Genomic DNA, 12,995 nt, shown 5'->3' with positions numbered 1-12,995 from the left:
GCAAAACATTTCTTATCAGAGGTATTAAAAAGTTTAAATTGCGCTGATGTTAGGTCGGTGTTAAAATAATAGAACTATAATCAAAAAACGTCGTTTTATTTCAGCGACCGTGCCAGCGGTTGCGTGTAGTTATACCAGCCTGTTATCGGATTGCCCGATCAGCGCATCTCAATTCATGCTGTCTGCCCCAATTGCAGCGCTCTTGACCTAGACAGCGATCGCTGTCGCCCTCGTTCATTCAGCAGGCGCTTATCGAAAGGCCGGCTCCTCCCGTTTCATTGTTGCCTGTTGCCTATGTTCTTGATCTTTCCGAAATACTTCATTATAGAAAGGTTGCGTTCCATGAGACACATCGGATTACCTCCCAAACAGGGTCTGTATGACCCACAGTTCGAAAAAGACGCATGCGGCATGGGTTTTGTTGCCAATATCAAAGGAGTACCTTCACACGACATCGTAAGTCAGGCACTGACCATGCTTAGTAACATGGAGCACCGCGGAGGACAGGGAAGCGAACCCAATTCCGGTGACGGAGCCGGTATTTTGATCCAGATTCCACACCGTTATTTTGCACAAGAAGCGGAACGCCTCGGCTTTGCATTGCCAGAACAGGGATTCTACGGAGTAGGAATGCTTTTCCTTTCCCAGGATCCAGCGATTCGAAGCGCACATGAAGAGAGTCTCAAGAAAATCATTGAAGAAGAAGGCCAGACGTTCCTTGGTTTCCGGGATGTGCCTACGTATGATGAAATGCTTGGACGCTCTGCACTTGCAGCGAAGCCTTATGTGCGTCAGGTGTTTATTGGCAGATCGGCGGAAGTGAAGGATGAATTGGGATTTGAACGGAAGCTGTACGTTATTCGCAGACGTGCTGAGCTGGCTATTCGCTATTCGGCGGATGAAGCAGAAGGGGGTTCATTCTACCTGCCAAGCTTGTCCTGTCGCAAAATCGTCTACAAAGGCATGCTGACAACCGAACAGGTTGGACAATTCTACCTGGATCTTCAGGAAGATCTTGTAGAATCCGCGATTGCGTTGGTCCACTCCCGCTTCAGTACGAATACATTCCCAAGTTGGGAGCGTGCCCACCCGTATCGCTTCATGATCCACAACGGTGAGATCAACACGATGCGTGGTAACGTGAACTGGATGCATGCACGCCAGTCGTTGTTCGAGAGCGAATTGTTCGGCAATGATATCTCCAAAGTAAAACCGGTTATCAATCCGGATGGTTCGGATACAGCGATGTTTGATAACACGCTGGAGTTCCTGTATTTGAGTGGTCGTTCATTACCACACGTAGCCATGATGATGGTTCCTGAGCCTTGGAGTACAGATGAGGGAATGGACCCTGCCAAAAAGGCATTCTATGAATACCACAGCACGATGATGGAACCGTGGGATGGACCGGCAGCTATGGCCTTTACCGATGGTTTACAGATTGGTGCAACGCTGGACCGTAATGGTCTGCGCCCGGCACGTTACTATGTGACGAAGGACGACCGCATTATTTTGTCCTCCGAGGTTGGGGTACTTGATATCGCACCGGAAGAAATTCTCTACAAAGACCGCCTGCGTCCAGGACGTATGCTGCTTGTAGATACAGAGCAAGGCCGCATCATTGCAGATGAGGAAGTGAAAGCACTCATTGCAGCAGAGAATCCGTATCAGGATTGGCTTGATGAACATCTGATGGATCTGAATGAGCTGCCGGACGCACCGGAACTGCCTGATCCAAAGCATGATAATGTAACCCAGCTTCAACTGGCCTATGGATATACATTTGAAGAATTACGCAAAGTGTTGGAGCCCATGGCTTCAACAGGGATGGAAGCTACGGGTTCCATGGGTTATGATGCGCCGCTGGCCGTATTGTCGGATCGTCCGCAGCGTTTGTATAACTACTTCAAGCAAATGTTCGCCCAAGTTACCAACCCGCCGATTGATGCGATTCGTGAAGAGATTGTCACGTCAACAGCAACAACGATTGGACCTGAGCGCAACTTGCTGAACCCTGAACCGGAGAGCTGTCGCCAGATTCGTCTGGATACACCGGTATTGTCCAATGAGGACTTCGCGAAGATTCGCCACGTTCGTCGCCCGGGCTTCCGTTCGATGACCATTCCGATCTTCTTTACAGCCAAAGAAGGCGCAGAAGGACTCCGCAAAGCGATGGAACTGCTATTCGAAGCTGCAGACCGTGTCATTGACAAAGGTCATAACATTCTGATCCTGTCCGACCGTGGCGTGGATGCAGAGAATGCAGCCATTCCAGCGTTGCTTGCCGTAGCAGGTCTGCATCACCATCTGATTCGTCAGGGGACCAGAACCAAAGTCAGCATTTTGCTGGAATCGGCAGAGCCGCGTGATATTCATCACTATGCTTTGTTGCTTGGTTACGGTGTAAGTGCCGTGAACCCGTATCTGGCGTTTGAAACATTGGATGACATGATCCAGCAAGGTTTGCTTCGTGGTATCTCGCATGAAAAAGCTGTGAAAAACTATATCAAAGCCGCTACCAAGGGCGTTATTAAAATATTGTCCAAAATGGGAATTTCGACGATCCAATCCTATCGCGGAGCTCAAATCTTTGAAGCTGTAGGTCTGAAATCGGATTTCGTTGACCGTTACTTCACCTGGACGCCTTCCCGAATTGGCGGGATTGGACTGGAAGAAGTGGCTGCCGAAGCATTGACCCATCATAACCGTGCCTTTACGGACAAAGACGGCAATGACAAGGTGCTGGACTCTGGCGGTGAATACCAATGGCGTAATGACGGAGAAGAGCATCTGTTCAATCCGCAAACGATCCATACGCTGCAGCATGCCGTACGTACCGGGGATTACAAGCTGTATAAAAAGTATTCCAAACTCGTGCAAGGCGAAAATGATCAATTGCTGACCATTCGATCCATGCTGAAGCTGAAACCGGTCGGCCCTGCCATTCCTTTGGATGAAGTTGAATCCGTGGAAGACATCATGCGCCGTTTCAAAACAGGGGCAATGTCCTTCGGTTCGATCAGCAAGGAAGCACACGAAGATCTCGCCATCGCAATGAACCGTGTTGGAGGTAAATCCAATACAGGTGAAGGTGGGGAAGATCCGGCTCGCTTCATTAAAGACAGCAACGGTGATTCTCGTCGCAGTGCCATCAAACAGGTGGCATCCGGACGTTTTGGTGTAACGTCCAACTATCTGGTCAATGCCGACGAGATTCAAATCAAGATGGCACAGGGAGCAAAACCGGGCGAAGGTGGACAGCTGCCAGGACGTAAAGTGTATCCTTGGGTCGCTGAGGTTCGTGGATCAACACCAGGTGTAGGTCTGATCTCTCCACCGCCGCATCATGATATCTACTCGATTGAAGATCTGGCAGAATTGATCTATGACTTGAAGAATGCCAATCCTCGTGCAGAGATCAATGTAAAACTGGTATCAGAGGTCGGTGTGGGTACAATCGCTGCAGGTGTTGCCAAAGGACGTGCCGATATTATCCTCGTCAGCGGTTATGACGGTGGTACGGGTGCATCTCCACAAGGTTCAATTCGTCACGCGGGAATGCCTTGGGAGTTGGGTCTTGCAGAGACACATCAAACGTTGATGCTGAACAATCTGCGTGACCGTGTCGTATTGGAAACAGACGGAAAAATGCTTAACGGTCGTGATCTGGCAATTGCAGCACTGCTTGGAGCCGAAGAGTACGGTTTCTCTACTGCTCCACTCGTTGCACTTGGCTGTATCATGATGCGTGTTTGCCAAATGGATACATGTCCAGTCGGTGTAGCTACACAAAATCCGGAGCTGCGCAAAAATTACACCGGTGATCCAGCTCATGTGGTCAACTTCATGCGTTTTGTTGCTGAAGATGTTCGCGAAATTATGGCTGAGCTTGGTTTCCGTACCATCCAGGAGATGGTAGGCCGTACAGATTGTCTTGAAACCGTGGAAGCTGTGGATCATTGGAAGAAAAAAGGTGTAGATCTGTCTGTTCTGCTGCATGTGCCTGAAATGCCGGAAGGCTCTGCACGTTATCGTACACAGCATCAGAACCACCAGTTGGAAGAAACGCTGGATATGCAAAAGCTGCTGCCATTGGCACAGCCTGCGATCGAATCCGGTCAGCCGGTAGAAGCGGTACTTCCAATTACGAACGTGAACCGTGCGGTAGGTACCATTTTGGGTAGTGAGATCACTCGCAAATATGGTCTCGCAGGATTGCCGGAAGATACGATTCAATTCAAATTTATCGGCTCTGCCGGACAAAGCTTTGGGGCCTTTGTACCTAAAGGTATGACATTGACCGTTGAAGGGGACTCCAATGACTATGTAGGTAAAGGATTGTCCGGAGGGAAACTGATCGTGTTGCCTTCACCAAAAGCGACATTTGATGCCGAAGATAACATCATCATTGGTAACACCGCTTTGTACGGAGCAACCAGTGGTGAGGCCTACATTCGCGGAATCGCAGGTGAGCGGTTCGCCGTGCGGAACTCGGGTGCGAAAGTAGTCGTTGAAGGTGTGGGCGACCATGGATGTGAATACATGACGGGCGGACGTGTCGTCGTTCTGGGGGATACAGGCCGGAACTTTGCAGCCGGGATGTCCGGAGGCATTGCTTATGTGTATGATCCGGAAGGCACATTCCTGCAACGTTGTAATCTGGAAATGGTACTTTTGGAGCGTATCGAAGACGTATCCGAAAGTGCAGATCTGCGCGGCATGATCCAGCGCCATGTTGCCAATACAGGCAGTGCGGCTGGTCAGCGCATTCTGGATAACTGGCAGCAATCGATTGATCAATTCGTTCGCGTTATACCGAAGGACTTTAAGCGGATGACAGAGCAAATTGAGCGGATTCAGGCGACGGGTCTGACTGGAGAGGCTGCCTTGCTGGCTGCATTTGAAGCCAACATGCGTGAACTCGCACGTGCTGGAGGTTAATTCACCATCCCTGTTCGAATGCATGAACAGGTTGTCTTAAGAATTATAGGAGCTTTATGGCTGCCAAACCGGCGTCGTAGAGCTCCTATTTTGTTTTCGACAAAATTAGAACCCATACAAAAAACGCTATCGCCATGAGACGACAACATTGAGGAACTTTCTCAAGTATAATAAGGCTAGTTTTGGAGTGCAGGGAAAGTATAAAGATAAGAGAGGTTAGCGGAATGAATATGAAGCATCCCAGGGGCGATCGTAAGCCGACAGGTAAATCAGTCGAAGCAACCCAGATAGACATCATGAAAGTTTTACTGCAATGCGGAATCGACCCGGAGCGTTGGAACCATTTCGTATCCTCCGACAATAATAAGCGCCCTTGACAACCATCGACAACGAGAGGATGGAGGGAAATGAGGACAGTAAAAAAGCCCAGCAACCGGAGAGTAAACTTCTCGGACTGGGTCTTCTTTACGAAATTAATCCATACTGCGTTCCATCCGGACAAAAGCAATGAAACGACGAGCCTCTTCTTCTGTCAAGGGTTTACCATCAATCATCAGGCCGAAGCGCTCCAGCACTTCCTTATCCGATAATTCAAGGGAGTCGACAAATTCCCGAACATCCTCATCCATGACCACATCACTTTGTTTGGTACGACCAATGAGATAATCAATGGATACGCCAAAAATGTCAGCAAGCCTCGTTAACACTTCGAAATCCGGTTTACGTCGGTTCTTCTCATAGTGGGAGAGAGCAGCTCTTGTAATATGAATGGAGCTCGCAAGTTCTTCTTGAGTAAGTCCCCGCTGTTCCCTTAATTCAGCAATGCGATTTCCGTAGCTCATAAGCTATTTCCCCCTGAACGCCATCAAATATATATTGAAACAATCCTGAGCCAAGTTTTTGATCAGGGCAGCTTTCCTGCATAATTGTAAAGCCTTAGATCGACGAGTTGTATATAGGTCTGTCTAAGGACATCTCATATTGTCGTAAATCAAAAGAACCATGTCCAAATACCGCTTGACATGATACGTATTGTATCGTAAATTGGACGTATGGAGTTACAAAATGTATCATTTGGGATATTTTAAGTATGAACAAGTTACCCGCCCCATATACCTGTGTGAAGGAATAGAGGTAACTCTTGCAAGTTAATCCATTCTAAAAGGAATGAAGCCATGAATTCAATGATTCAGGAATGGGCTGATCTGAAATTAAATGTCCATATGTACATTCAGGAGTTTCATGGCCAATCGGTAGACCGCAAACGACGTCCTGTATTGTTACTTGGTATGGACACACAAGCGATCACGTTCCTGAGCGACCTGAATCTGCCGATCTCATCAGAGATGCTGATTGGTTTGGATGTAGAAGATAGTCATGTATGTGTACGACTCTACGCAAGGTTGCAATGGAAACAACCCTTCGGTGAGCTCACATTGTATCATTCGAGCTTGCATATTCAGCAAGAGCAGACACTATATATAACTGGACAGTTAAATGCGATGATTCGCGAAGTTCAGTTTCCAACGGTTTCCCGGTTTCAGTATGAAAAGCAATCGGAACAACCTGGCTTGCAGAAAACCTATCATTACATTGATTTTACCATATGAGTTGAGCACATTCTAAACAAATTCTGAACAAGCATGCACTTAACGCCATTTTACTATATTTCATAGCGTTATGCATTAGTTCTTTAACACCAAAAGCATTTTGCGCAATGAATACAGGGGCGAGGGGGATCATACATTGAGGAAGTTTGGATATGGTTGAAATGCACTGCCACATTTTGTCCGGTCTGGATGATGGCCCTGTTCATATGGAACAGTCCATTGCGATGGCTGAGAAAGCGGCAGCCTCAGGAATTACCTCGATCATTGCAACTCCGCATCACCTGAACGGGCAGTACAATAATCAACCCAACGTGGTCAATCAGGCAGTGGATCTGCTTCGAGCAGAACTTCGCAAACGCAGCATTCGCTTGGAGATCCGCCCCGGACAGGAGATCAGGGTGCATGACAACCTGATTGGAGACTTATATGCAGGTAAATGCTGCACACTCGCCGGGAGTCGTTATATGTTGCTGGAATTGCCCTTTGGCCATATTCCCTCGCAGTTCCCCGGGATACTCCATGAACTTCAAATAGCGGGTATCATTCCAATCATCGCTCATCCCGAACGCAATCGTCTAATTCAAACTAATCCTGATTTGTTGGTTGAATATCTTGGGCAAGGTGCTCTATGCCAAATTACGGCCCAATCAGTCCTAGGACTTTTCGGACGAAAAGTTCAGCGGTGGTGTTTTCATTTTTGCAAAGAAAACGGATTTCATTTCATTTCATCAGATGCTCATGATATGAAAGATCGGACGTTTATGATGAAAGCCGCATATCACCTGCTTGAACGCCGATTCGGCAGTTGTCTGGTTCAAAACTTGCATAATAATGCGCGCTCGGTATGGAACAACCAAACCGTAAAGCTTGAAGTTCCGGTGATCAAGAAACGCAGCATGTGGTTCTGGAAACAGGCTAAACATGTATAAAAGAAATGATCTTCATCATCATTGCTGACTTGAATGGGAGGAATACGAGATGGAGCTAAAAGAGTATATGCAAATTTTGCGCAAACGAATCTGGATTATCATAGCTTTTGTTGCCGTTGCTTGTATTGGTGCAGGTGTTAAAAATTATTTTTTGACTGTACCGATTTATGAGGCGAATGCCAAATTAATTGTTAACCAGGCATATAATGCCGAAGGTGTCCCAAGCCTTGATATTGGTTCAATTCAAACCAACATTAAAGTGATTAATTCCTATATGGAAATCATTAAATCTTCGGCAATCCTCGATAAAGTAGCTGCTACATACCCCGATCTTGGCATGAACAGCAACCAACTGGGCCAAAGCATTCGGGTAACCACCGCGAATGAATCCCAGGTTATGAGTTTGACCGCCACCGGTTTATCTTCTGAAAAAGCGGCTAAAACCGTAAATGCAGTTGCCAAAGTGTTCAAGTCCCAAATCCCCGTAATTATGAAAGTAGACAACGTAACTATTTTGAGTGAAGCCAAACCTACAGATTCCTCCAAACCCATTAATGTAAATCCAGTTATGAACATCCTGATCAGTTTCCTTGTTGGCCTTCTATTATCTATAGGATTTATATTCCTGTTGGAATACCTGGACGACACCTTGAAGACAGAGGACGAATTGGAGAAAGAACTGGGTATACCTGCACTTGCTGTGATCTCCAGAATCAGAAAAGAAGAGGCTCGTTTTTCCAAGCAATCAACAACATCTCAAAAACAGGTAGGTGATGGCCAGTATGCCACGGTTAACCAATGAAAAAGGGACCCTTGTAACAATGGCTAATCCTAAGTCTACTTCATCTGAGGCTTACCGGAAGTTAAGAACCAATATCCAATTCTCATCTATTGATAGTCAGATCCAGACGATTATGATTGCTTCGGCATTGTCCGGTGAAGGAAAGACAACAACCATTGGCAATCTGGCAGTTACCTACGCTCAGGAAGGGAAGAAGGTTCTGCTGATGGATACGGATTTACGTAAACCTTCGGTACATCGCATGTTTAACGTTCCCAATCATGTGGGGCTGACCAGTGTATTGTCCAGCCAATATAAGGTGACAGAAGTACTTCGGGAAACCGGGGTGGAAGGGCTGCATGTCCTTTCCTCTGGTCCGATACCACCTAATCCTTCAGAGATGATTGGTTCTCGTAAAATGACAGCTCTGCTTCAGGATTTAAAAGAAGAATATGATGTTATCTTGTTTGATACACCGCCTGTTTTGGCCGTTACGGACGCACTGATTATTAGTTCATTGTGTGATGGTGTCATCCTTGTTGTCAGTGCGGGTAAGGTGAAGAAGGATCTGGTTAAAAAGGCAAAAGCCCATCTTGAACATGTGAATGCACGCATTCTTGGAGCCGTTTTAAACAACGTGCAGGTGCCAAAGAGCCGTAGTGCTTACTATGGAGAACAAGCATAGCAAAGGTGTGGATTAATTCACAAAATAGGATTGTCAAGGTCATGTCTACTATACCTTTATCAAGGTAGGCACTCGGTCACACTGTGGGTAGTGTACCTTAGACGTAAATCGTCAAGGGTGTGATGTGAGGATGGGTTTAATGCCCTTTTATGAAATTAAAAGTAAGAATTGCATCAATTTATTTCATGGTTTCATGGATTTAAATGGTCCAACTCATGCTTTTAAAATAAAAAAAAATTATATGGATAGGGTGGTATTTATGACTAAAGTGAGGAAAGCAATCATTCCCGCAGCCGGATTGGGAACCCGATTTTTACCCGCTACAAAGGCAATGCCTAAAGAGATGCTCCCTATCGTGGATAAACCGACCATTCAATACATCGTTGAAGAAGCTGTTGCTTCCGGAATTGAAGACATCATTATTGTAACAGGCAAGGGAAAGCGTGCCATTGAGGACCATTTCGACAGCGCGTTTGAACTGGAGCAAAATCTGCTCGAAAAAGGAAAGCTCAGTTTACTGGAAGAGGTCCGGAAATCCTCCAACGTGGATATTCATTACATAAGGCAGAAGGAAGCGCTAGGACTTGGGCATGCAGTCTGGTGTGCTCGGAATTTTATAGGTAATGAACCGTTTGCTGTATTGCTTGGGGATGATATTGTGGTTTCGGATGTACCTTGCACCAAGCAGCTCATTCAGCAATATGAGAAGGTGAACCAATCTGTACTTGGCGTAAAGACCGTGAGTCCAAGTGAAACTTATCGCTACGGAATTATCGATCCCCTGCATACTGAGGGGCGTTTATCTTCTGTAAACAGCATGGTTGAGAAGCCTCCATTGGGTTCAGCACCTTCCAACTTGGCGATCATGGGTCGTTACATTTTAACACCTAAGGTATTCGAATACCTGGAAGAACAGAATGTGGGTGCTGGTGGCGAAATCCAGCTCACTGATGCACTGCAAATGTTAAATCGGGATGAAGGAATTAGCGCATATGATTTTGAAGGCTCACGGTTTGATGTAGGTGAGAAGCTGGGGTATATTCTGACGACGCTTGACTTTGCTCTCAAAAATAAAGAGCTGCGTGCCCCGGTTCTAATGGCGATTGAAGAGATATTGATGAAGGAACAATTGAAACAAATGCTTGTAGCTGGAGGGGATAGCCTGTGAAACTTTCAGGGCCGGAATACTTTGGGAGTGGGGAAACCACAGTCAAGGAAGGTACTGCGGCAGTGCTTGAGCAGCCTTACTCACAACGTGTTGGCGGGTATACTGATGTGATGAAACCGTTCATCGATTTTGTTATAGCAGTTGTGCTGCTGCTGATTACATCACCGGTCATGCTGGTTGCAGCAATGATGATCAAACTTGATTCCAAAGGACCTGTCATATTCAAACAAGAACGTTACGGGAAAAACGGGGTCAAATTTAATATCTATAAATTCAGAACGATGCGTACGGACGCTCCGAAGTACAGTGCCTCCCCAACGGCAAGCAATGATCCTAGAATTACACGGCTGGGTAGAATACTTCGCAAGACCAGCTTGGATGAATTACCGCAATTGCTTAACATTATCAAGGGGGATATGAGCTTTATAGGCCCTAGACCTGAAATGAAGAAAATCGTAGAAGAAAGCTATACGGATCTGGAGCGCAGACGTTTTCTGGTGAAACCAGGGATTACCGGATTGTGGCAGGTAAGCGAGGCACGGAAGGAGCCCATTCATCATAATCTTCAATATGATTTTCACTACATCTCTAACGTCTCTTTGAAGATGGATATGATGATCATTTTTAAAACAGTGGGTGTGATGATTAAAAGTAATACATTTTAACTTACTCAATAGATAATATGGAGTGTGATCGCATTGAAACATATTGTAGTGACTGGTGCGGCTGGTTTCCTGGGCTCACATCTGGTCAAATCATTAATTCATCAGGGACATCAGGTTACCGGAATAGATAATCTTTCAACAGGTGTTGCTAGTAATCTGCAAGAGGTGGCTCATAGCCCCCTCTTTTTTTTCCATGAAGCAGACGTTACGCTGCCCGACTCACTGGATTTTTTGGTTGACCAGCCTGTGGATGAAGTCTATCATCTAGCTTCACCAGCCTCGCCGAAATTCTATCAGGCAAATTCGATCGGTACGATTTGGGTGAATACCCGAGGGACCTATCATTTACTTGAACTGGCGCGGATCAAGGGAGCAAAGTTTCTCTATTCCAGTACAAGTGAAGCCTATGGAGATCCTGAAGTTCATCCACAGCCCGAGAGTTATCGAGGGAACGTGAATACCTGGGGTCCAAGAGCCTGTTATGATGAGGCCAAACGGTTGGGCGAAGTTTTCTGTTATGAATACTACACGAAACACAGCGTTTCCGTGAAAGTGGCGCGTATTTTTAATACGTACTCATCCGGACTACGTAACGATGATGGTCGGGTTATTTCCAACTTTGTGACACAGGCGCTAACAGGACAGGATATTACGGTGTACGGGGACGGATCACAGACTCGTTCGTTCTGTTATGTGGATGATAACATCCGGGGATTACAACAATTGATGGCTGAAGATCAAGCGAATGGGGAAATTATCAACATTGGTAATCCCACGGAGTATAGCATACTTGAAGTTGCTAATTTGGTAAAAGAACTAACACAATCGGACAGTAATCTCGTATTTTTGCCATTGCCCGAAGACGACCCCAAGGTTAGACGTCCGGTGATTGACAAGGCTCGGGAGATTTTGAATTGGGAACCGGAGATTGGTCTGGAAGAGGGTCTAAAACTCACCATTGATCATTACCGGGCCATGCTGCAGGAAACTTCATGAAGCTGAATAAAGTGAGTTGAGATGCGTGCAAAAAATAGTGATTGCCCACAGTTTGTATCCGCCTCATGTTATTGGAGGGGCTGAAATATCTACACAGATTCTTGCCCAGACCCTTGAACCCAGTTTTGACGTTAAGGTCATTACGGTAGGTGGACACAAGGAAGGCGAAGTGCGGACAGATACCGTTAACGGTATCGAAATTATGAGGTTGCCGTTTAACAATCGTTACTGGATTGGTGATTCTGCGAGGCAAGTATCGACCTCCGACAAAGTGTTATGGCGGGTTCAGGATATATTCAATATTAGGCAGTATCGGCATATTAAACGATATCTTGAGTTAACACGTCCGGCCGTCATTCATACTCAGAATATTCCTGGGCTTAGTCTTGCGATTTGGAAAGCAGCGTTTGAACTGGATATTCCAGTGGTCCATACTCTTCGGGATTTTTCACTAATTGAGCCCATTCAAATATCAGCTTATTCCAGGTTGTACAGGCAAATCTCCAAGAGATACAGCCGCATGATCTCATCGGTAATTGGCATATCCGAACATATTCTTAAGACGCATACAGAACTGGGTTTCTTCCAACATGCCTCCAAACATGTGATCCATAATATTGTAGAAAATAATGACCATGTTCAGGAATTGTATGCAGGCAAAAAGGTTTTTCATGATCAGCCGCTGAGCATTGGGTATTTTGGACAATTAACGGAAGTAAAGGGCGTTCATCATTTGATCGAAGCTGTAAAAAGATTGGATGAGAAGGTTGCGGGGAAGCTGTTCATTCATGGGGATGGTCCAATGCTCCATCAGTTGCAAGAACTTGCAGAATCAGAACCACGGATCATTTTTATGGGGAAAATGGATAAAACACAGATCGCTCCGCAGATGAAGGAGATGGACCTCACCATCGTGCCTTCTACATGGGATGAACCTTTTGGTAGGGTAGTCATTGAGTCATATCAGGTAGGTACACCCGTCTACGCCTCAAAGGTTGGAGGAATGCCGGAAATTCTGCTGGATGCTGGAAAATTTTCATTTGCTGCTCATAGTGCAGATGCAATTAGCAAGGCGATCCTCCACTATTATGGGCTGTCGGAATGGGAGAAAAATCAGTTGAAGCTTCAATGTTATGCACACAGCCAGTCCTTTAATGAAGATTACCTTCTCAAGGAACATGCCAGTATCTATGAGAAGTTAATCAGGTGTGGAGGTTAAC

The 12,995-nt window shown here is 46.0% G+C and carries 10 protein-coding genes; 9 read left to right on the top strand and 1 reads right to left on the bottom strand.

What is annotated here, in order from left to right; genetic code table 11:
- Positions 1 to 342 precede the first annotated feature (342 nt).
- Entirely contained in the window at positions 343 to 4,941 is a 4,599-nt protein-coding gene (gltB, locus tag PPA03S_RS13865) for a glutamate synthase large subunit (RefSeq protein ID WP_062323805.1), read from the top strand.
- Between the two features lie 473 nt (positions 4,942 to 5,414).
- On the opposite strand, the gene PPA03S_RS13860 is transcribed toward gltB, so the two are convergent.
- A complete protein-coding gene (locus tag PPA03S_RS13860) occupies positions 5,415 to 5,783 on the bottom strand; it encodes a helix-turn-helix domain-containing protein (RefSeq protein WP_062323802.1) in 369 nt (122 codons plus the stop codon).
- A gap of 333 nt (positions 5,784 to 6,116) precedes the next feature.
- Between PPA03S_RS13860 and PPA03S_RS13855 the strand changes: the two genes are divergently transcribed.
- The 8 genes from PPA03S_RS13855 (at position 6,117) to PPA03S_RS13820 (ending at position 12,994) form a co-directional block, all read left to right on the top strand.
- On the top strand, positions 6,117 to 6,551 hold the full coding sequence (locus PPA03S_RS13855; RefSeq protein ID WP_062323801.1) for a hypothetical protein: 435 nt from the start codon (positions 6,117 to 6,119) through the stop codon (positions 6,549 to 6,551).
- A 152-nt stretch (positions 6,552 to 6,703) separates the two neighbouring features.
- Positions 6,704 to 7,480 carry a tyrosine-protein phosphatase gene (locus PPA03S_RS13850; RefSeq protein ID WP_062323799.1) on the top strand — a complete coding sequence of 259 codons (777 nt, stop codon included), beginning with the start codon at positions 6,704 to 6,706 and terminating at the stop codon, positions 7,478 to 7,480.
- Between the two features lie 49 nt (positions 7,481 to 7,529).
- On the top strand, positions 7,530 to 8,282 hold the full coding sequence (locus PPA03S_RS13845; RefSeq protein WP_062323797.1) for a YveK family protein: 753 nt from the start codon (positions 7,530 to 7,532) through the stop codon (positions 8,280 to 8,282).
- A complete protein-coding gene (locus PPA03S_RS13840; RefSeq protein WP_062323795.1) occupies positions 8,263 to 8,946 on the top strand; it encodes a CpsD/CapB family tyrosine-protein kinase in 684 nt (227 codons plus the stop codon). Before PPA03S_RS13845 ends, PPA03S_RS13840 begins: the two co-directional genes overlap by 20 nt.
- Positions 8,947 to 9,205: 259 nt before the next feature.
- Positions 9,206 to 10,114: a UTP--glucose-1-phosphate uridylyltransferase GalU gene (gene galU / locus PPA03S_RS13835; RefSeq protein ID WP_062324018.1), complete on the top strand. Its 909-nt coding sequence runs from the start codon at positions 9,206 to 9,208 to the stop codon at positions 10,112 to 10,114.
- The gene (locus tag PPA03S_RS13830) at positions 10,111 to 10,779 is read left to right on the top strand and encodes a sugar transferase (RefSeq protein ID WP_217998940.1); all 669 of its coding nucleotides are present in this window, start codon (positions 10,111 to 10,113) and stop codon (positions 10,777 to 10,779) included. The genes galU and PPA03S_RS13830 overlap by 4 nt, the downstream gene beginning before the upstream one ends.
- Before the next feature lie 33 nt (positions 10,780 to 10,812).
- Positions 10,813 to 11,775, top strand: a complete 963-nt coding sequence (locus PPA03S_RS13825; RefSeq protein ID WP_062323794.1) for an NAD-dependent epimerase/dehydratase family protein — start codon at positions 10,813 to 10,815, stop codon at positions 11,773 to 11,775.
- Between the two features lie 25 nt (positions 11,776 to 11,800).
- Positions 11,801 to 12,994, top strand: a complete 1,194-nt coding sequence (locus tag PPA03S_RS13820) for a glycosyltransferase family 4 protein (protein WP_062323792.1) — start codon at positions 11,801 to 11,803, stop codon at positions 12,992 to 12,994.
- The last annotated feature ends 1 nt before the right edge of the window (position 12,995 follow it).

Origin of the sequence: Paenibacillus pabuli NBRC 13638 (genome assembly GCF_001514495.1) — a bacterium.
Taxonomy (GTDB): Bacteria; Bacillota; Bacilli; order Paenibacillales; family Paenibacillaceae; genus Paenibacillus; species Paenibacillus pabuli.
This window is presented reverse-complemented; position numbering and strand designations above follow the sequence as displayed.